The organism is Neobacillus sp. NPDC058068 (genome assembly GCF_042885335.1).
In the GTDB taxonomy this organism is placed as follows: Bacteria; Bacillota; Bacilli; order Bacillales; family Cytobacillaceae; genus Neobacillus.
In genome coordinates this window covers 44,369-64,042 of record NZ_JBHVSI010000001.1, presented here as the reverse complement: position 1 = coordinate 64,042, position 19,674 = coordinate 44,369, and the positions used below count along the sequence as shown (strand labels likewise).

The 19,674-nt window shown below is 37.2% G+C and carries 27 protein-coding genes and 1 pseudogene; 7 read left to right on the top strand and 21 right to left on the bottom strand.

What is annotated here, in order from left to right:
* Positions 1 to 112: 112 nt before the first annotated feature.
* The gene (locus ACFVSW_RS00360) at positions 113 to 751 is read right to left on the bottom strand and encodes a chromosomal replication initiator protein DnaA (RefSeq protein WP_387311639.1); all 639 of its coding nucleotides are present in this window, start codon (positions 749 to 751) and stop codon (positions 113 to 115) included.
* An 871-nt stretch (positions 752 to 1,622) separates the two neighbouring features.
* Complete coding sequence (locus tag ACFVSW_RS00355; RefSeq protein ID WP_387310980.1) at positions 1,623 to 2,747, bottom strand: NADH-dependent flavin oxidoreductase; 1,125 nt, start codon at positions 2,745 to 2,747, stop codon at positions 1,623 to 1,625.
* Positions 2,748 to 3,213: 466 nt separating this feature from the next.
* On the opposite strand from ACFVSW_RS00355, the gene ACFVSW_RS00350 reads away from it, so the two are divergent.
* On the top strand, positions 3,214 to 4,701 hold the full coding sequence (locus ACFVSW_RS00350; RefSeq protein WP_387310978.1) for an RNA-guided endonuclease TnpB family protein: 1,488 nt from the start codon (positions 3,214 to 3,216) through the stop codon (positions 4,699 to 4,701).
* Positions 4,702 to 4,934: 233 nt separating this feature from the next.
* On the opposite strand, the gene ACFVSW_RS00345 is transcribed toward ACFVSW_RS00350, so the two are convergent.
* The 4 genes from ACFVSW_RS00345 to ACFVSW_RS00330 all read right to left on the bottom strand — a co-directional run bounded on the left by ACFVSW_RS00345 (position 4,935) and on the right by ACFVSW_RS00330 (position 7,236).
* Positions 4,935 to 5,162: a hypothetical protein gene (locus tag ACFVSW_RS00345; protein WP_387310976.1), complete on the bottom strand. Its 228-nt coding sequence runs from the start codon at positions 5,160 to 5,162 to the stop codon at positions 4,935 to 4,937.
* A 124-nt stretch (positions 5,163 to 5,286) separates the two neighbouring features.
* Positions 5,287 to 5,706, bottom strand: a complete 420-nt coding sequence (locus ACFVSW_RS00340) for an RrF2 family transcriptional regulator (RefSeq protein ID WP_387310975.1) — start codon at positions 5,704 to 5,706, stop codon at positions 5,287 to 5,289.
* 133 nt (positions 5,707 to 5,839) lie between these two features.
* Entirely contained in the window at positions 5,840 to 6,007 is a 168-nt protein-coding gene (locus tag ACFVSW_RS00335) for a hypothetical protein (RefSeq protein WP_387310973.1), read from the bottom strand.
* Positions 6,008 to 6,435: 428 nt separating this feature from the next.
* On the bottom strand, positions 6,436 to 7,236 hold the full coding sequence (locus ACFVSW_RS00330) for a polysaccharide deacetylase family protein (protein WP_387310972.1): 801 nt from the start codon (positions 7,234 to 7,236) through the stop codon (positions 6,436 to 6,438).
* A 681-nt stretch (positions 7,237 to 7,917) separates the two neighbouring features.
* Here ACFVSW_RS00330 and ACFVSW_RS00325 point away from each other — a divergent pair.
* Entirely contained in the window at positions 7,918 to 8,949 is a 1,032-nt protein-coding gene (locus ACFVSW_RS00325) for an acyltransferase family protein (RefSeq protein ID WP_387310969.1), read from the top strand.
* 174 nt (positions 8,950 to 9,123) lie between these two features.
* Here ACFVSW_RS00325 and ACFVSW_RS00320 read toward each other — a convergent pair whose 3' ends face one another.
* On the bottom strand, positions 9,124 to 9,252 hold the full coding sequence (locus ACFVSW_RS00320) for a hypothetical protein (protein WP_387310967.1): 129 nt from the start codon (positions 9,250 to 9,252) through the stop codon (positions 9,124 to 9,126).
* Between the two features lie 29 nt (positions 9,253 to 9,281).
* On the bottom strand, positions 9,282 to 9,761 hold the full coding sequence (locus ACFVSW_RS00315) for a hypothetical protein (RefSeq protein WP_387310966.1): 480 nt from the start codon (positions 9,759 to 9,761) through the stop codon (positions 9,282 to 9,284).
* Between the two features lie 396 nt (positions 9,762 to 10,157).
* Here ACFVSW_RS00315 and ACFVSW_RS00310 point away from each other — a divergent pair, with 396 nt between their 5' ends.
* Positions 10,158 to 10,529, top strand: a complete 372-nt coding sequence (locus ACFVSW_RS00310; RefSeq protein WP_387310964.1) for a VOC family protein — start codon at positions 10,158 to 10,160, stop codon at positions 10,527 to 10,529.
* Between the two features lie 91 nt (positions 10,530 to 10,620).
* Entirely contained in the window at positions 10,621 to 11,019 is a 399-nt protein-coding gene (locus ACFVSW_RS00305) for a nuclear transport factor 2 family protein (protein WP_387310962.1), read from the top strand.
* Positions 11,020 to 11,188: 169 nt separating this feature from the next.
* On the opposite strand, the gene ACFVSW_RS00300 is transcribed toward ACFVSW_RS00305, so the two are convergent.
* The 10 genes from ACFVSW_RS00300 to ACFVSW_RS00255 all read right to left on the bottom strand — a co-directional run bounded on the left by ACFVSW_RS00300 (position 11,189) and on the right by ACFVSW_RS00255 (position 16,449).
* The gene (locus tag ACFVSW_RS00300) at positions 11,189 to 11,530 is read right to left on the bottom strand and encodes an IDEAL domain-containing protein (RefSeq protein WP_387310960.1); all 342 of its coding nucleotides are present in this window, start codon (positions 11,528 to 11,530) and stop codon (positions 11,189 to 11,191) included.
* Between the two features lie 114 nt (positions 11,531 to 11,644).
* Positions 11,645 to 12,058: an RrF2 family transcriptional regulator gene (locus ACFVSW_RS00295; RefSeq protein WP_387310957.1), complete on the bottom strand. Its 414-nt coding sequence runs from the start codon at positions 12,056 to 12,058 to the stop codon at positions 11,645 to 11,647.
* A gap of 157 nt (positions 12,059 to 12,215) precedes the next feature.
* On the bottom strand, positions 12,216 to 12,350 hold the full coding sequence (locus tag ACFVSW_RS00290; RefSeq protein ID WP_387310954.1) for a BA3454 family stress response protein: 135 nt from the start codon (positions 12,348 to 12,350) through the stop codon (positions 12,216 to 12,218).
* Positions 12,351 to 12,434: 84 nt separating this feature from the next.
* Positions 12,435 to 12,830 carry a transcriptional regulator SpxA gene (gene spxA, locus ACFVSW_RS00285; protein WP_387310951.1) on the bottom strand — a complete coding sequence of 132 codons (396 nt, stop codon included), beginning with the start codon at positions 12,828 to 12,830 and terminating at the stop codon, positions 12,435 to 12,437.
* A gap of 185 nt (positions 12,831 to 13,015) precedes the next feature.
* The gene (locus ACFVSW_RS00280; RefSeq protein WP_387310949.1) at positions 13,016 to 13,888 is read right to left on the bottom strand and encodes an aldose 1-epimerase family protein; all 873 of its coding nucleotides are present in this window, start codon (positions 13,886 to 13,888) and stop codon (positions 13,016 to 13,018) included.
* A 318-nt stretch (positions 13,889 to 14,206) separates the two neighbouring features.
* Positions 14,207 to 14,389 carry a Fur-regulated basic protein FbpA gene (locus ACFVSW_RS00275; protein ID WP_387310948.1) on the bottom strand — a complete coding sequence of 61 codons (183 nt, stop codon included), beginning with the start codon at positions 14,387 to 14,389 and terminating at the stop codon, positions 14,207 to 14,209.
* A 477-nt stretch (positions 14,390 to 14,866) separates the two neighbouring features.
* A complete protein-coding gene (locus ACFVSW_RS00270; RefSeq protein WP_387310946.1) occupies positions 14,867 to 15,199 on the bottom strand; it encodes a hydrolase in 333 nt (110 codons plus the stop codon).
* Between the two features lie 495 nt (positions 15,200 to 15,694).
* Entirely contained in the window at positions 15,695 to 15,889 is a 195-nt protein-coding gene (locus tag ACFVSW_RS00265; RefSeq protein WP_387310944.1) for a DUF3231 family protein, read from the bottom strand.
* Between the two features lie 35 nt (positions 15,890 to 15,924).
* The gene (locus ACFVSW_RS00260; RefSeq protein WP_387310942.1) at positions 15,925 to 16,188 is read right to left on the bottom strand and encodes a hypothetical protein; all 264 of its coding nucleotides are present in this window, start codon (positions 16,186 to 16,188) and stop codon (positions 15,925 to 15,927) included.
* 18 nt (positions 16,189 to 16,206) lie between these two features.
* The gene (locus ACFVSW_RS00255; RefSeq protein WP_387310940.1) at positions 16,207 to 16,449 is read right to left on the bottom strand and encodes a hypothetical protein; all 243 of its coding nucleotides are present in this window, start codon (positions 16,447 to 16,449) and stop codon (positions 16,207 to 16,209) included.
* A 235-nt stretch (positions 16,450 to 16,684) separates the two neighbouring features.
* Between ACFVSW_RS00255 and ACFVSW_RS00250 the strand changes: the two genes are divergently transcribed.
* Both ACFVSW_RS00250 and ACFVSW_RS00245 read left to right on the top strand, forming a co-directional pair.
* The gene (locus ACFVSW_RS00250; protein ID WP_387310939.1) at positions 16,685 to 16,927 is read left to right on the top strand and encodes a glutaredoxin family protein; all 243 of its coding nucleotides are present in this window, start codon (positions 16,685 to 16,687) and stop codon (positions 16,925 to 16,927) included.
* A gap of 73 nt (positions 16,928 to 17,000) precedes the next feature.
* On the top strand, positions 17,001 to 17,288 hold the full coding sequence (locus ACFVSW_RS00245) for a multicopper oxidase domain-containing protein (protein ID WP_387310937.1): 288 nt from the start codon (positions 17,001 to 17,003) through the stop codon (positions 17,286 to 17,288).
* A 62-nt stretch (positions 17,289 to 17,350) separates the two neighbouring features.
* On the opposite strand, the gene ACFVSW_RS00240 is transcribed toward ACFVSW_RS00245, so the two are convergent.
* On the bottom strand, positions 17,351 to 17,746 hold the full coding sequence (locus ACFVSW_RS00240) for a hypothetical protein (RefSeq protein WP_387310935.1): 396 nt from the start codon (positions 17,744 to 17,746) through the stop codon (positions 17,351 to 17,353).
* Positions 17,747 to 18,019: 273 nt separating this feature from the next.
* Positions 18,020 to 18,208, bottom strand: a pseudogene (locus tag ACFVSW_RS00235) (aldo/keto reductase); the annotation flags it as partial.
* A 104-nt stretch (positions 18,209 to 18,312) separates the two neighbouring features.
* On the opposite strand from ACFVSW_RS00235, the gene ACFVSW_RS00230 reads away from it, so the two are divergent.
* Positions 18,313 to 18,855: a GNAT family N-acetyltransferase gene (locus ACFVSW_RS00230; RefSeq protein ID WP_387310933.1), complete on the top strand. Its 543-nt coding sequence runs from the start codon at positions 18,313 to 18,315 to the stop codon at positions 18,853 to 18,855.
* 331 nt (positions 18,856 to 19,186) lie between these two features.
* Here the strand turns inward: ACFVSW_RS00230 and ACFVSW_RS28065 are convergent, their stop codons facing one another.
* Entirely contained in the window at positions 19,187 to 19,345 is a 159-nt protein-coding gene (locus ACFVSW_RS28065; protein ID WP_483871399.1) for a YuzK family famiily protein, read from the bottom strand.
* Positions 19,346 to 19,674 lie beyond the last annotated feature (329 nt).

Sequence of the window (19,674 nt, the reverse complement as noted above, 5' to 3'; positions counted from 1 at the left end):
TAACTGAGTGTTAAGATTAGCTGCGAATTCACTTTCAGTTCGTCAAGGAACGCATACAATTTAGGAGAAATTGAAACGGTGTCACTGGGACCTTCCCCCTCGACTCAATTCGCTAAAATAGGAACTTTCCCACACCGATTAGACTACTAATAATTCCTATTCCATTCATGGTGCCTTTTCCCACGTTAAGTAATCCTCCAAGTATTCCCGGCTGGCCTATACCTTTGTTATTCCCCCATCCCATCGGGGCTCCCGGACCACCCCATCCTATGGGATTTACCTGTCCCCCCCATCCTGTGGGGTTTCCAAAACCGCCCCAGTTAGCCTGCTGACCATTGGCGCTAAAACCAAAAGGATTGGCAGACGGCGGCATCAAAGCGGCGGGATGTCCTTGTGCGAACATTCCCGCATGATTGACCGGTTGCGCCCAAGGGAAGGGCTGTTTTTGGGAATTGAAACCCTTATTGCCAGCTGATGGGGCCCAACTAGCCGGATGTCCTTGAGTCATCATCCCCGCATGATTGATTGATTGCACCCAATGAAGAGGCTGTTTTTGGGGGTTGAAACCCGCATGACCGGCTGATGGAGCCCACCCTAAAGGCTGGCCTTGTGCGATCATCCCTGCATGGTTGATCGGTTGTGCCCAAGGAGTGGGCTGTCCTAGAGGCGCGAAACCCGGATGTTCGGGAAGCTGCGGCCAGTTGGTTGGCTGCTCTGGCGACTCCCAATCGTCATGATCGACCGGCTGCAACCATTTCCCGTTGTATCCTTGAGAAATGAAACCTGGATGTTCGGGATGTTGCGGCCAATTGGTAGGCTGTTCATGTGACTCCCAATCGTTATGATCCACCGGCGGCAGCCAATTTCCGAGTTGTTTTTGTGACGTGGAACCCTTATTGTCAGCTGGTTGCGTCCAATTGGCAGGCTGTTCTTGCGACTCCCAATCGTCATGATCGACCGGCGGCATCGTATTCCCGAGTTGTTTTTGTGATGTGGAACCCTTATTGTCAGCCGGTTGCGGCCAGTTGGCCGGCTGCTCTTGCGACTCCCAATCATCATGATTGACCGGCGGAATCGAATTCCCGAGGTGTTTTTGAGACGTGGAACCCTTATTGTCAGCCGGTGTTATCCAACCGGAAGAAGGCTCTTGTGCTGTCAAACCCATTTGGTCGGCGGGAGAAGTCCAATTAACAGGTTGTTCCATACGATCAAAACCCTTTAACCCCCCGTGACTCTTCCATCCAGCCGGATAGACTCGACCACTCCAACCCTCGGGAATCCCAAGACCATTTATTCCTCCAAGTTTGGGTATTTGGGGCTGTGAATATAATGGTGGTACTGAAATTTTGTTATTATATAGCTGCCCGCTCTCCTTTGAATTCACATACCAATACTGGTGCATACGCCTATTCCCCTCATTTTAAAAACGTGATGTTAGACTTAGCCTATGTAATATTCCTTTTTGTGGATGGTTAAATAACTAGGTCTACAAGCCCATATTTAAAAGAATGGGTGTGTGGTTATCATTTCGGAAAATGGGGAAAATGGGTTCAGCCCCCGGTGGGTTAAAGCTTTAGTTTACCGGGGGACTGACCATATTTTAGATAGGCTTTTAGTAATATCTATTCTATTCCAGGGAACCATCCCGGCGAATGAATAATTGCCTGCCATAGGGGATCAGGTACATCCAGCAATTGCTGATGATTCTTGTTTATTTTGGTGACAATTTCAGACTCTCTACCTTGTTCCACTTTTTGCACCCACTCAGGATCAATAATCAGTTCACGTCCCAATGCAATTAATGGGACTCCCGTTTCAAATGCTTTTAAGGCATCATCGGCTGAATAAATCGAACCGACTCCGATTACTGGAACACGGTCACCTACACGCTCCTGAATAATTTCAATTCGTGTACGTGTATCCTCAACTCCTCGTCTAGGTGTTGACCTAAAATCCAACAATGAAACATGAAGATAATCAAGGTCTTTTTCTGCAAGTGTATTTACTAGTGCTAGTGTGTCAGCCATCGTGATTCCAGGAGTTTCAGGTTCCTCCGGTGAAAAACGATAGCCAACCAAGAATGGCTCTTTCGCATATTCAGCAACAACTCTCTTTACTTCATCAACAACCGCTAACGGAAAAGTTAGACGTTTTTCAAGAGTGCCGCCCCACCGGTCTTCACGACGATTCGAATGAGGGGAAAAGAATTGCTGAATCAGGTATCCATTGGCACCATGTATTTCAACTCCGTCATAACCTGCTTCAATTGCTCGTCGAGTTGTTTCTCCAAAATCGCGAATAATCGATTCAATCTCTGTTTCAGATAATGTCCGTGGAACCGGTTTTCCTTCTCCTTCTGAAGGAATTGCACTAGCACTTACCACATCACCATCCACTAATTCAGGTGGAACCTGGCGTCCGCCATGAAAGATTTGTAAAATCGCTTTCGCACCCTTCTCTTTAATTGCTGATGCAAGTCGACGCAAACTTGGTATCATTTCATCATGGTCTCCACCAAATTCACCATGAAATCCTTTACCATTCCTTGTCACATAGGTACATGCTGTAATGACCATCCCAACGCCATTGGAACGTCGTTCATAATACTTGACTTCCGCATCTGAGACGGTCCCGTCAGAATTGGATGAGAAATTTGTCATCGGTGCCATGACAATGCGATTTTTTAATTGAATCCCCTTCCCTATCGTAAATGACTCAAATAATGGTGCATATTTTAAATTCATCATGTCTTTACTCCTCTACCTTGTTCATTTATGTGAAATAGACAAAAAATACTTTGCCCACTCTCCAACTTCATCCCATATTAACCGTTTCGTTCAAAGCAAATTTTTTTCAGTATTAAGAGTGCTTTAAAATTTATTTTGTCAAAGCTTCTTTGGTTGGAAGCCGATAACCTTATCTACCAACACACCCTTTTTGAAAAGAATCAACAGATTACCATGTTGCATCAAAATTCCTAATTCTGTTTCCACTGATTAGATATTCAGATTTCTTATTATTCACTTTTGTTGTTTTTTTAATATCCCTATCTTTATTTCCGTATAATTGTTGTAGAAATTTATAAAAATTGATACAATTAAGGTAATGGCGAATATATGTTCTTATTTCGTATTCGCTGCTTGGAAATGTGTAGAGTACGATTAAAGATACGTTGAAAATCAAAAAGGCGTATCTAGAAAGGAGCTGAAACCTATGGCAAGAAAGAGTTCACCCACTTATACAATCGAATTTCCGCTAGACATTCCCCTTTGGCAAAGACACCGATTAGAGAAGAAATTTAAGATTGCTCGTACAGTCTACAATTCTTGTCTAGGTGAAGCTCTCAAACGCCATAAACATGTAAAAGCTGATAAAGAATATCGCAGGCTGCTGAAAGAACCGAAGTCCAAAGAACGTGATCTTCAACTACTTTCAGAGATACGTTTAGCCTACGGCTTTTCTGAATATGGTTTGCACGATTTCGTGAAACAAGTTCAACATAAATTCAAGGAAAATATCGGCAGCTTTGAAGCACAAAAACTTGCGACAAGGGCGTTTCAATCTGTAGAGAAACTACATTTTGACAAGGCTCGAAAAGTCCACTTCAAAAAGTTAGATGATAATATTTCTGTTGAAAATAAATCAAACAAAACGGGCTTGAGATATGCAAACGGCAATATCCTATGGGGCGACAAGCCAACAAAGAAATATCCAAACCCTAAGAATTGGTTGTGTATGCCAATTGCACCGAATGCAAATGATGAATATGCTCACCTAGCCTTAATGGATAAGACAAAGTATGTGCGTATCTTGAAACGTGAAGTACGGGGGAAAGTTCGCTATTTTGTACAACTTATTCAAGAAGGTTATCCACCAACAAAACGTAATCGAAAAGTTGCGAATGATGGAAACAAACGTGTAGGGATTGACATTGGTTCCTCTACAATCGCGTTTAGCAGCGAAACTACCGTTGAACTTCGTGAACTTGCACCCGAATGCAATGTTGATAAAGTCGGATTAAGACGTATTCAGCGTGCAATGGATCGGTCTAAAAGAGCGACTAATACTGACAACTTCAAAGAAGATGGCACGATTAAGAAAGGGCGCTTGGAATGGAACTACTCCAACCGATACAAGAAGCTTCGTAAAATACGCAAAGAATGGTATCGGAAAATGGCTGTCCGGCGAAAAATAGCGCATGAGAAGTTAGCGAATGATATTCTTGCACTAGGTTCTGATGTACGAATAGAAACCATGAGGTTTCAGTCGATTCAAAAGCGAACAAAGAAAACAACCCGCAACAAGAAGAATGGCAAGATTAACCGCAAGAAACGGTTTGGTAAATCAATCGCCAATCATGCCCCAGCCATGCTCCTCACAATTATTGACCGAAAACTAGGCTATCAAGGACGGTCCCTTAAGAAAATAGATACCTACGCTACAAAAGCGAGTCAATTTAATCATGTCACTGGTGAATATACAAAGAAACAGCTCTCGGAACGTTGGAATGATTTTGGAGAGTTTCGTATCCAACGTGATTTATATAGTGCTTATTTGATTAGAAACACCACTGAAACTCTTAACTCTGTTGATGTAGACAAATGCAACGAACAATGGAATAACTTCGTTAAAATGCATAATCGTGAGATTGCAAGACTAAAAGAATCAGCAAGCAAAACATTGCGTTGGTTTGTCGCATAAACACAAACCTGATTGGTCGTGACACCGCCCAAAAGAAGTCGGAACGACAAACACACAAGGAGTCCATAGTGGCTTGCTTGGAGAAGTGTCTTGCTATACGCAATACGTCCGTTAATGTTCTAGGAGAACGTACACCAGTGCTTCGATAGAAACTCTATCCGCAAGGAAAGATAAGGGTATCGTTGAGAAGTGTACTAGGCAAGTTTGCCACTGTATCCCAGAACCCCACTGCTTTAGCGGTGGGAGTTGTCAGTAACTGTCACATCGGGCAGCTTTTCTGCCCATTTAATTGGGAGCCAAATCGATTTGCTAATCGCTTTTTCATTGTCACTTTCGACCACCCTTACTTTTACAATTTCTTGAACAGAGTCTATAGTTTCAACATACCCGTGGATCAGTTCTCCATCTCTGGACCGCCCCTGTACCCAATCCCCATTTTCAAATCGATAGTTATCGGTCATCGGTATCTCCATCCCTTAAATGTTATAAAATAAATTACAGTTTGGTTTTAAAAAAAGTATTTCATCACTATAGCATTATACTGTAATAAAATAATATACAGTATGAATAAAAGAAAAAACTAAATCATGGACAATGTTTAATTTTTTCTAAAACAGTACTAAGGGTAATATTCTCTAAATATTTTTCAAAATACACTTCAGCATCATTGAAAATTTGATCCATAACCACCTGAGTATTTGACGATATAACACATTCTTGCTCCGGATCACCTGTGCACCAATTTGGTTTTAGGCTTCCACGTGAAACTGTACGATAAATATCTGCCAATGATACCTCTTGAGTGTTACAGTCGAGGATATAGCCACCGCCAATGCCTTCTTTCGTCCTAACAAATCCATGATTCCGTAAACAGCTCATGATCTTACGAATCCTTGCCGCGTTTGTACAAACATTGGTAGCGATTGACTCACTGCTAGCCATATGATCTGGTAAATAAGCCAAATAGACTAAACTATGGATAGCTATCGTAAAATCACTATTCACTTTGATGCTTCCTCCTCAAGAAGATTAATGTAATTTTAATATTTACAGTTTATAAAGTCAACGAATAGCAACTCTTTATTAATAAATTCCACTATAGCCTATAATTCAATTTACAAGCATTAAGTCTCATTTGTTAATACCTTGTTAATTTTTTCATGATTTCCGTTTTTCTTTGCTTGTCATTTATTCTTGTCAAATCAAGGGCCACTTCATGGCCTTTATGTTTCGACCGTAAAATTTCTCTGATTGCATTTTTCACACTTTCTTCTTCATCCGTTACAACGATAACATTTCGCAGCATTTTCTCCCTTCCCTTCTATCATATTTTTATGATTTTTTGCGAAGCAGATAAAATACATAGCCATAATACTCAGAATAATTTCAGTATAAGTCAATCTCCGTTTGAAATTCAGATAATGTTTTTACTGCCTCGAGGAAATTTTTAAGGATAACTACCTCGCACTCAAATTCTGTTCCTTTTAAAAATAGCATATTTTTCAAATAATGTTAATAGTCAGTACTCTACGCTAACTTTTCTTTTGATAAGCTAACAGCATCCTGGAAGGGGGAGGATATTGTTATACCTTCGTTGAAGTAACCTTTACTCTACTGGAATCAGGCACCATAATTCGGTCACATTATCACCTACATGAAATATTGGAAAATTATTCTTTGAAACACTTTCACCATCTCGCAATTATGGGAACTACCCCTTCTGTAAAAATACATTTAATACATTAAATCAATGTGCGAAGTTTTTCCTTTCTTTGCAGGATAGATCCCGAAAGATTCTGGTATTAGTTGTGTTGATCGGTAAAGCAATTCAGATACCGTTACACTTTCATATCCGTTCATGTCTAAAAAGTCCAAAATGTTATCTAATGCTTGAACAGTAGAACAGGTTTGAGTATATTCACTACCATGCCAATCATGAAAAAGAATAATATTACCTGGCTTTATTCCTTTTTTTATATAACTGCACATTTGATTTGCTGGAGGGTTTGCCCAATCACGGGAATCTTGATACCATGACCATAATACGACCGTTTTGCCATTTTTTAATGCCGTATTGATAATTACATCATTATAAAAACCTCCTACAGGCCGATAAAGTGACGGTTTTAACCCAGTGAATTGCTTAATCATTTTATCTGTCTCTTCTAATTCGGAGGATAGTTTTGCCGAGGTTATATTTCCATAAATATGGTGGAAAGTATGATTAGCAATTTCATGCCCCTCTTTCACTTCTCTTTTTAAAAGATCTGGAAATCTGACTACTTTATTGCCAGCTACAAAAAAGGTAGCTTTAGCATCATGTTTTGCCAATATATCAAGTATTTGTGGAGTGAAAACAGGATGTGGTCCATCATCGAAAGTAAGGGCAACTAACTTTTTCTTAGTGTTAACTTCCCAAATAACGCGCCCGGTTTTTTCAAATGCTTCTCGACTATTAGTGGATGTAGCGGCATTCACTTGAAAGGTGAATAAAGGAATTATTAAAAGAATCGTAATGAGCAAAACTTTTTTCATTGGATACGCTCCTTATTTATGATGAACTTATTTTTTGATGTCTTTATAAAAAATATTTATTAAAAACAAGTATTGGTGAGTTTTCTATAGGAATGTGAAATGATCCTATGCCTTCTCACCCGTACAAGAAGTTTGTTATCTCCCTACCAAATACAGCAAATACTGGGTGGTACCAGGCACTCAGTACTAAAACGGTACAAAATTCAACTAATATTTTAGAAAATAATCCGTGATACTGAGAACATCCAATAATTTTTGTCATGAAGGTTAGATCCTCCGAGATTCAATAGAAGAGGAGATACCTCTTCTTCCATAATCGAGCGTATTATGAAATAACTAAAGCCTAATTTCTCACTTTTACCACTGAGAAATTAGGCTTTTTATCAGGAGTGTTGATTATCGTCGTTCCGTTAATTTCATGATAATGAGAGACTTGTTCAACTAAGTGCTTATCACTATGGAAGGTGTCAGCCATTCAGGTTAAAAAAATCGTAAGTATTACTTGGAAAAAGCCACCGGAACCGTCCCTATGGTTTATTGTTTTTGCATTGAATTGTAAGAGGTAAAAGTTTAAAATAGAAAAAGCGTCCTAAATATTTTGTTATGTTTGTAAAATAGACTATTTATCTAATTTATTTTAGACTTTTTGGAACAACAAAGAATATGCAGAGGTGTAATAATTTGATTAAAGAATGGAGCTTATTACGAGCAATAGCTTGTCTGAGTATTGTATTTCTTCATAGCACTACCCGCATAGGATATATTGTTGGAAATCCTCAAAACACTCTATATAATTTTGGAAGAGTTCTTTTATGTTATGCTACTCCAACATTTATCGTCCTATCTATAATAATATTGGCTAATCGCTATCCCAATAGTCTTCCTACTAACTTTTGGGTGAAGAGGATTAAATGGCTGGTTCTACCCTATCTATCCTTTGGGATCATTGATGCCCTCGTCGGTAAACATTTCGATCCTAGTTCCGTATTAACCCAGAGAATCATTGTAAACATTTTTAGAGGTTCATTTGAAGGATGGTTCATTTTGGTTATCCTTCAGTTTTATATAATCCATTACATTGTTACACGTTTCAAATTGTCAATGAAATGGCTGTTTCCATTAAGTTTGGTGACTATGATTGTTTATTTGAAAAAAGGACTTATTTTCTTTGTAGGCATCGAGGATCTTTTTAAACTCCCTTTCCTAGCCTGGTTTGGCTACTTTACAATTGCATTTATCATTGGAAAGCATTATGCAGTTATTGCTGAAAAATTAGTAAAATACCGCTGGCTTACAATTTGCTTACCAGTTATCTCGGTAGGAATTATTTATTTATCATATAAAACTGGAAATACTATAATTCATTCTAGACGATTGGATCTATATCCGTTGGTTCTTTCAGTTACTGCTGTTGTACTTGCTTGGGGACAAGTCATTCCAAATACAAAATTTATTGATCTAATTAGTAGATATTCTTTTGGCATCTATTTGTTACATTGGCAGCTTCAAAGATTTCTTGATTCATATGTTGTAGATTACTTTACTCATTTTCGTACACAGGCGTTGGTTTTATTCGTTTTATCCTTGTTGGGTTCAATATTGATCATAAGGGTGGTTACATTCCTTCCATTTGGTTCATTTATTGTCGGTAATGTGAGAAAGAAAAAAACTACATCTTTTAGAACGGAACACGGAAAAGCTACGGCTGCATAGGAAGTGCCTCTGCATTGGGATCGGATAAAAGATGAGCCTGACCCCCAATGCAAGAAACTAGAATTTAAGAGTAAATTAATTTAGATAGTTTGATTATGCAGAGTGCGAGAGGACATCCAGTAAATGGATGTCCTCTCGCACTCTAATTCAGCTATCATTTTTCCATCATTAATTTTAAAATGAGTTCATCGGTTTGCCTTGTAAAATTGGATGGAAAGCTTTTTGTTCTTGTTGTTGTTTTTTATTTTCTTTTTTATTATTATTTTCTTCTTTTTGTCCCCCTTTCGTATCACGATGCGTCAACGTATCGTCAAGCTCTCCACATTCAGGTTCTAGAAATGTATTTTTTCTTCATGGCCGCTCACTTCGTTGCCGCAAATCAATTCTTCTTGTTTACAAAAAGATTCAAAGAGGCTGCGAATTTCCTGTTTTTGAATGGATTCCGAAACATATTGAATAAGTGAGAGATCCTCGACATCCTTTAACTCGGAAAAAATACAATCCATCATTTGTTTCCCGCCTCTATAGAGGTTGTACTTCCCCCAGTTTTTCATCGCCAGCTCTCTCGTTTCAGGATTGTAACGAATCAACTTGTGATGCTTGATGAATCGTTCCATTAACGAATGAACACTCTCAATCGAATAGCCCAAATCAAAAGCCATTTGTTTTTTCGTAATTTTGTAGATTCCAGTTTGTGTTGTATGTGGATTCGTAAGAAGATAAAGGTAAAAATATCGATCCTCCGGTGTCATCTCTTCTGAAACCATCGGATTCTTCCAAAAATCCGTACACACCATTCTAAACTTTGCCATCTTCAACCACTGTCCTTTCTTTTAATAAAATTTCTTCACTCCTTATTTATAGTTAAATGAAGAAAATGGCCATATGTTTTTCAAACGAAATTGAATATTTTATGACACCTTTTCATCACCTTGTCCTTTGCGAGGGCTATATGTAAAAAGCCCGCGTCTCAGTACTTCTAAGATATCGAGATTAGCGGGGTAAAGCGAATCTCCGTTATCATTTTTGAGGGCGTTTTTTGCAATTTGGATGATTTTTAGGCTTTTTTGTGTGAATGTGTTTATCTATTTGAAATGTACCCACGTCATCTAAAAATTATGGTAAATGTTGTGAATTCCACAGCAATCATTTATAGTTAATATAAATAAAGTGAGTTTTCTCACATTAATAAAAAGGGAGGAGAAAATATGGAGCTAGGTGCTTTTTCTGTAAGTTTAAACGTAAAAGACATTCATCTATCTAAGTCATTCTACGAAAAACTAGGATTTCAAACTTTTGGTGGTGACATTAGTCAAAATTGGCTTATTATGAAGAATGAAAATTGCATCATTGGACTATTCCAAGGAATGTTTGAAAAGAATATTCTGACCTTTAATCCAGGCTGGAATGAAAATGCTGAGAATCTTGAATCGTTTACGGACATTCGAGACATTCAAAAACAACTTAAGGCTGAAGGAATAAACATGCTGACTGCAGCAGCTGAAACAAATGAGGGACCAGGACATTTTGTCATTGAAGATCCAGACGGGAATCAAATTCTTGTCGATCAGCATCGATGAAAAAAGAGGAAATAATGGCCGAGAGGTTTTAGTACCTAAAAACTTCTATTATTTCTAACAGGAAAATTCTTGAAAGGAAAGGATGATTGAAATGAGCACGGAACAGGAGTTTACAACGAACCTCTCACTCAAAGAGAAAGCTGTGTCTTTTCTACAAATCGTAGCATCAGGGAAAGTTCGTGAAGCATACCAGGCTTACATAGGTCCTGACTTTCGGCACCACAACCCCTATTTCCGTGGCGATGCAGAATCACTCATGCTTGCAATGGAAGAGAATGCAGCTATGAACCCTCATAAAATACTTGAGGTTAAACTTGCCATTCAAGAGAAAGATACGGTTGCGGTTCACTCTCATGTAAAGCAGAATCCAGAAGATCTTGGTGGAGCTGTTGTACATATTTTCCGTTTCCAAAATAACCAAATCGTTGAATTGTGGGATATTGGACAACCCATACCAGAGAATTCCCCTAATGAGAACAGCATGTTCTAAAGTAGTTAAATGGATGCGTGGCTAAAACACGCATATATAAAAAGGTGCATTCATCCGTTACTGGATTAATGCACCTTTTTTTGTTCAGCTATTTGGACTAACCCTTTCCAAAAAACATTGGATCTTCCTTTTACTAACGTTCAAACCAAACGGAATTTATTGTGTAGTTTTAATGTACTCCATTTACTAGCTGCTTCATTGCGTTTAACTCCGAAGAAAGCACTAAAAACCATTCCTTATCCCCTGTTGATAATGCCAAGTCCAGGAGGAATTCAATTTGTGCCTTGTTGGTTACATTGGAAACAGGCAGTTTTTTCACCTGTTTACTTAAAATAGGTATTGTTTTTCCAATCGTTTGATTAAGGTCACTTGTTACAACGGTTACCTTCACTACGCCTTCTAGTGTATCTGGTGACAGCGATTCAACATAACCAATAATTAATTCGCCATCCCGTGATTCTGCCTTAATCCAATCACCTGTTTTTAAAATCGTATTATTGTTGGAGAACATAATTTTTTTCACCTTCTTAATATTTTTGTTTCATCTTAGATTATGCTAGCTTTCACTGATCTGTAATTTTTTTTATTACATTTTATTTAATAAATTGTGCAGACATATATCCAGTCACGGCCTCTTATTAACAAGATCAACAACTTCATTAATTGTATAATCCTTTAAATATTCTCCCATATGCTCTTCCGCACCAAAGAAAATGCTGCATAAGACTTTTTGCATATTCGCCCCGACAATACAGTTTTCATTGGATTCAGGACATTTAGGCTTTAGTGCACCTTCTGAGGTTATTTTATATATATCCCAAAGATTCACTTCACTTAGTTCTAGCACAAAAATAAATCCGCCTCCAGTTCCCTCTTTTGATTTGATAAATCCATGTTTTTTTAACAAACTTAGCACTTTTCGAATGCGAACCGGATGGACGCCAGCACTTTCCGAAATCGAATCGCTAGTTGACATGCGGTCCGGCTGTAGTGCAAGAAAAGTTAAACTATGAATGGCAAGGGTAAAATCACTATTCATGAGCTTTCCTCCTAAGCAATAAATCTTATCACGTTTTTTACTATTACATCTATTGTCTGCATCTTTTTTAAAATTATCAACGTACTGTAATGCTAAGCATTACAGATTTGCTAGTCAAGCACTTAGCTATACTAAGTCCGTAGCAAAGCCGCTTTTTTTAAATATCCCATTGTTTTTTGACTTGCTTTTCTGCTATCCGGTTAATTTTTTCCCATGTCATATCTTTTTTCACGATTACATTGGTATGGTAATTTCGATTTTTATAATTTACTGTCACGAATACTTCAATCATCACTTTTTCCTCCTTTTAAACCACATATTTCAATTATATATATTAAGGTTTGTTTTTACAGGCTAAGCATTTTGTCCTTAAAAATTAATTGGCCGCTTTTTGCAATTCGATGTACAAATAGTTTCGGATCCTACGGGGCAGAAAACTACGTATTTCGTCCTCGTTATATCCAACTTGTAATCTTTTTTCGTCCAGGATAATGGGCCGGCGTAGCATTTTGGGATGCTCCATGATTAATTGATACAATTCACTAAGTGGAAGAGATTCAATATTTACGTTTAATTCTTGGAACGCCAATGAATTCGTTGAAATAATCTCGCTAGTTCCCTCTTCTGTCAAGCGAAGAATCGATTTAATCTCATCGACTGTAAGGGGATGAGATACTATGTTTCTTTCCATATAGTCAATTTGATGCTCTTCAAGCCAAGCTTTTGCTTTTCGGCATGAAGTACAACTCGGTGTCGTATACACAGTCACCATACTTTTTCACACTCCTTAGTGTATTGGCAAGTATATTTAAATGTAATAAAAAAACTTACAGTTATCATACTGTAAGTTTATTCGTTACAGTACATTTTGTCAATTGTAAAGTTTTGGTTTGATCATTCACTCTTACCAAAAAGATTATGAATTCGGCAGACAGTGTCTGCCTGTTTTTTTACGGCTCACATAAACCTCATTTTATACTCTGCCCTGAATGCTTCTCTTGGTTCAATCTTATTGATTCCAAATTTCTCTTTCAAGTTTCCATTTGTGTTGTATGTATCAGCAATACCGTACCACGGTTCGATGCAAATAAACGGAGCCATTTTACCTTCTGTGTAATTCGACCAAATTCCAACAAACGGAAATCCTTCAAACCTTACTTCTACACCATGATTCGACTTATTCGATGACAGTGTAACTTGATCAATATTACTATAAATAAGTGCATCATTCGCAAAAAGCGAGTCATTTAGTGGAATCGATGATAGATCATTGACTATTCCTTTCTCGCGAATCAGTGAATTATCTATCTCATATTCCATCACATTCTTATTTGCAGCAGAAATAAAGTGCAAATTATAGTTCTCTAGAGTTTCATTTTCTAATAGTGGAATCCTAAATGCGGGATGGGCACCAATGGAAAAATACATTTCTTCCTTGTTTATATTTACGATTTCCCAACGAACAGTGAGTATTTCCTCATTGATGGAATAACGAATTATCGCAATAAACTCGTAAGGATAAACATGACCGTAACGTCCGCGAGACTCGAAACGAAAAGAAACGTCTGTTGTAGTCTGATCATCCACCTCAAATTCCACATCACGCAAAAAACCATGTTGTGACATTTCGTAGGTCTCACCCTCGAGTTGATAGCGGTCTTCCTTTAAACGTCCTACAATCGGAAATAACACCGGTGAGACACGTCCCCAATAGGCAGGATCTCCCGTCCACATATAGTCCAGCCCATTTGTCTTATGCTTCACTTTGCGGACTTCTGACCCATTTCGACTAATTTCCACCTTCAACCAATCATTTTCAATAACAATCATCTTATCTGCCTCATCTCTGGTCTGCATTCTTTCCTTTTATTATACCGAAATTCTATTGTTTCAATAACAAAGGCACACTTTGTTACATTTACTAACATGTTTTTTTTCCTAAAATAATATCCTTTGTTTCAAAAACAATACGAATTTGTTTTATATTACAAAATAATAATATCCATAATGCCCAACCTTTTTTAATAGAAAAAAGACCGCTGATTCTGGAACATCACACAGTCTATTGCAAAAGCAACTTCCCATCAAAAGGAGTAAGGTGTCAGGCACTATGTAATATTTGCACATAATGCCGACACCTTTTTTATGTTACACCCATTGTATGGAACTAAAGTCACCATGGGGATGGGTTTGTAATTTAAATTTACGATATTCATATTCTAATTTTGAAAGTGGCATTTCGTATAGCTGTTTGTCCTCTTTTTCATAAATGTTAAAAAAGATTAATTTTTTGATCAGTTTTTGTCGATTCTTTTCTCTGCTATTTCTCATTCGAAACACTCTCCCAAAATTAAATACATTTCTTTTTGCATCGATTTATTAATATTAAGGGACCAGTCAGTTTATTTTATGTATTTAATCATAACCCAATAATTCCTATAAGTAAAGTATGAATTAAATGTATTTTTGTTATTTTAGAATTTATTGAATTTTTAAAACGGCGCAGATTCCATCTAATAAAACAATATACACCCGCTGCGGTAGGAACGTTATTAAATATCAGCTTTTATTATCGGTAATAAGTTGACGAAACAAAGTGCCACATGCACTATCAATTTTTGGATGGTGCCTGACACTTTGTTTCAAAATTTCCATCAACGTCTCTCAATCATTATTTAACTGCAGTTAATTGCATTGATTCATAAGTTTCAATGAAGTCATCATCATCACATATTGATTTTCATTTGCCTATGGATGGTGCCTGACACTCCGATTCTTTACTTTCATCCCAAATAACTTTCGGTCCTCTTAATCGTTTACAATAGCTTCATTTAAGATTCCCATTTCTCTAATATGTGCACGAGTTTTTTCATCACCTAGGTAAAATAGCATTGTATAGATCAGCATCATTTGCCGGTCATATTCCATATTTTGAGGCTGATAATGGTATTCAAGAAAAGGAAATTGTGCCCGAAAAAAGCTTTCCCAGTCCATTTCGTCGTTATGATCAAAAAGTCGTTCAAGAACAGCTAGTTGGGATTCTGTAGCTTCAATTTTAAAATTCCATTCTCCTTCGAAAGGGTCTCTGAGAATATCGTGAGATTGAATATTAACATAATAACTTTGTTTTTGATCACCCATCCGATTCATCTCCTATCTTTTTGTATGTTTACCACAACTTTGATGGTTTTAACCATTTTCAAAAAATATGTAGAATAATAAAAGAAAATAGAATAGAATAATAGGTTTACGAATTTGAAATAATTGGGTAAACGAATAGTAGAAAGATGAAAACTTAGTTCTAGATAAAGCTGTATAAACATGTTTTTAATGGCTCTCTTTAAACGATCAAAAAGTTAATGGAGGGATGTATCATGAAAATTAATAAACATGAATGGCTTTCTTTAAGTAAAGAAATAAAAGTAAAGCTAATTCGATTAGCGATATTGGAAAACCGAACCAAATATTCAAAATCTCATAAGATCTTTTCTACTAAATAAAGCCAGTCCCCCTCCACTTTGCAAAGTTTAAGCACTGGGGGACTGGCACCTGATTACGCAATTTTCCAATCTGTATCATTATGTTTCAATTTCATTTCTGAATATTGTCTCCGTTCTTACTTTTTAATTCACCTCATTAGCTCTTTATTAATTGATCACGGTCTTCTGCTTGTGGTGGCTCTTCCATCCATCCATGCTTAATCATAATCTTGGCTCCGTCTTCGGCAAATAGCGAAATTTCCGGAATTAAAGATGCATATTTTAATCCTAAATCTCTTCTTAGGCTTGCTGCGATTGCCATTCCAAAATTGCCAATTCCTGCGGCAATCATCGATAGTGCATCTCCCGCTGGATTGCTTCTTGCTTCTAGCTCTCCATGTCCGGGTGGTGCTCACCTAGAATAGAATAACATCCATAAGCAGTCTGTTCGAGATCAACAATTTGTGACACATGATCCTTTTTCATCTGGTCGGAGATTTCCGGCAATGCTTCGCTTGAAAGCTGATGACAGAGTGCTTCGACAATTATGTCCTGTTCGTCTATATCTTCTGTAGCATGGTAGGCCTCTCGTAAATACTGAACAGCTAGCTCGGATTTAATGTTTTTGGCAACAGACGTAGCAAAAATCACAGAATCTCGTTTCTTTAATTAAGGTGCTACAGCCTCAACCACATCATCATTTTGAAAAGCAATTAACGCCGTGGCCGCCTCTTTCAATAAGATATCCTCATCTCGGACCAACAAGCTGGCCAAAGTAGGAATATATTTATCCATTTTTAATAATCCAATCATGTAAACCTCCATAATCCCGCGATAGGAAAACCATTGTTCGTTTAATTCTGCTTGGATGATTTTGTCGATTTCGCAGGTTGAAATCCAATCGTTTTTCACGATACACTCTGCCAGTTTCTTTGCTTTTCTATATGGAGCTTGCTCGTGATATTGAAGGCTTTCAAGTTCGTTTAGGTATTTTTCATATTCCCCTATTACGGCTCTTTTTATAGTTCTTGGTTGATGTTATATTTCAATGAGGGTCACTTCCTTAAAAATTGATCTAAAGTATTTAATTGTACCCATGGAAACAGAATTCATTGTACAATAGCATTAATGAAGTGGAGGTAATTAAATGAAAAAAGTGATTATTTATTCTCAAGAGACTTGCCCGCCTTGTCATGCGGAAAAACTTTGGTTAAAAGAAAATCGGATTGAGTTTGAAGAAAGAGACATACGTAAAGACGATCAATATTTGCAAGAACTTATTGCACTAGGTGCTGCTGCTACGCCAGCAACCATTATCAAAGACGAAAATAGCGAAGAAGTTATCCTAGGATTTGATCAAGCGAAATTGGCCCAGATCTTAGGGGTATAAAGTATGATAAAAAGGGAAACCAGTCATCGGTTTCCCTTTTTATTCATGTTGTTAAGCGATTATTATAAGGAAAATGGGGTCAGTCCCTCAGTGTGTTAAAGCGGTAATTCATCGGGGGACTGACCCTATATTCCAGATATTAAACCGGAGAGATTTCTATGTAGAAAAGTATTCCAAGGAGAGAATTATCCATTTTACCTGTCCGACAATACCTCCCGAACCTCAAGAACGAGGATTGAAGGAAACAGTTAGAGCTAATCCTAACCAGGTAAATCGAATTATCATGAAGTTTGGTCCTTATACAGGGTACTATGTATGGCACTGTCATATCTTGGAGCACGAGGATTATGAGATGATGTGACCGTTTATTGTTATCGGTTAACAGACTGTGCTCCGTAAAAAATCTTCTTTTCCAATTAGTAACTAGGTGTCTTCATTGGATAGGAACTTTTTACTAATTCGATGAAAGAAAGGGCTGATTTCTTTAAATAATGGTTTTAATTGTTTAGATGTTTCAACAAACATATCGATAGTTTCCATAAGCAATACAACATCCACATTGTTAATAAGATCTTCTATTTGATTTTGAGTGGTGTGAGTTCTAGTTTCAGGTTCTTTTCTTCTATAGCCAAACAACAAATTATCAGTCCGATCCAATCTCCTATCGAAAGATGATTGCTCTTTTTGTTCTGGCGATTCTTGGGAATTTTTTTCCCGTTCATTGTAAGTTTCTCTGCGTTTACTGTTTCCAAACATAAATCTTGAGAACCGGTCAATTTCTCCATTCGGTTCCTGTTTCTGTTTTTTATCCTTCTCCATAGAGTGCTTCTTCCTCCTTTCTTTCTTATTCCTTTAGATAAACTATGATTAGTTTTGTATCAGAGTGTGGACACATATACAAAAAATAAAAAAGAAGTCAAAAGACTCCGTTATTTTTTCATAGAAATTGAACAAGGACCTTTGACATTACAAAACAGTATCAACGTACTGTGCACTAACAGTATATGGTTTTCCCAAAGGGAATTTGGGATTTTTTCATGCACGGAAAAAATGCCTGATGCATTCCTCTTTAATTTACATATCCATTTAATGTCTAACGGCCACCCCTACAGTCCCTTCGTTTTCATAATTATAAGCAGAAACTATAAGTCGATAGCCGAGATCAATGGCACTTAGGATTGAATTGACACCTTCATTTCCCTTCAGTTTATATTTACCCAAACCGATTTCTGGAAAAGTAATCCCATCATTTAGTGTAACTTCCGGAATTGTTTTGTTCAAACCTTTCTCATTCTTAAATTAAGAATCTGCAGTTAATTCAGTCTTACAAAAAAATAAGAGACGTGATAACCTTATTATTGAATACTCGATTAAAGGAGAAGAAAATGAATATAACATATGAAGTTATTGCAGATGAAAAAAGTGAATGCTGTAGAGAGTTATGTAATGAACTAATGGCCTTTCAAAAGTCGAAAGCATACATAAAACCGGAATTATTTTACAACATGAACTTCGACACACGGATGATTCCTTCCATAAAAAGTGCAATACATAATAATATTGTGGTAGCTAAAGATGGAGATAAAATAGTAGGGTATGTCTATTCCAATATTTCTACCAAAGAGTCCTATTCAAATGACTTTGCCACCTTTTTTGACCTATCTTCTGTTAATAGGGATCACGTAGGTTGTTTATCCCAATTCTACATTAAAGATGGGTATCGACAATATGGGATTGGATCTAGCCTTTTCATTAGGTCAATGAAATGGCTGCAACAATTTGAGGATGTCGAAGATTATTTTATCTTTGTCTCCAATGGCAATACGAACGCCTTGGAATTCTATAAGCGCAAAGGATTTTCAGTTAGTCATGATATATTGGATGGTTTTATTACCGTTTTACGGAACATTAAGAAGATTGAAAAGTAGATATGTATAATTAAAATTGATTTATTCCTTTCATCAAATTTTTATTCTGAATGCCATGTTATTTCCAACTGAGTATCGCCACCATCTAATTATATATAAACTTTCCCTCCACTATTACTGGTAAAAGGGCCAGCCCCGCCTGGTAAAGACGATCAATATCTGCAAGAACTTATTGCACTAGGTGCTGCTGCTACGCCAGCAACCATTATCAAAGACGAAAATAGTGAAGAAGTTATCCTAGGATTTGATCAAGCGAAATTGGCCAAGATCTTAGTGGTATAAGTAAAAGGTATGATAAAAAGGGAAACCAGTCATTGGTTTCCCTTTTTATTCATGTCGTTAAGCGATTATTATAATGAACTAGTCGATCTAGATCAACAACCATTCTGCGACACGTATTATAATCCTTTTCTCGGCTCTTTTCGACTCTTATTCTTACTGAATGATGTCTCATATACTCTTCATAACCTACACCATGTGCACTGTACATCGCTTTTTCCATTTCGCTCGTATAACTTAATTGTAAATGATCGATAACAAATCATTCCTTTCAGTTTTTTCATATGGCGATATGTTCTTTTACGTAGGTTTCATCTTAACATTGAATTCTAGGTCAGACAAAGTCGAAAAAACGGTGTATTTTGCTGTATAAAGGAATGTCATCCAAACTCGAGAAAATATCACTGATATGCATACCTTTTTCGCCATATCCTTCCATATACTGCATAACCTATACTCCACAGCTTTATCATCAGCGCTTAATGATGGATTATTTTTTTACATATCATAATTTATCAACAAAAGGAATCATAACCTCTT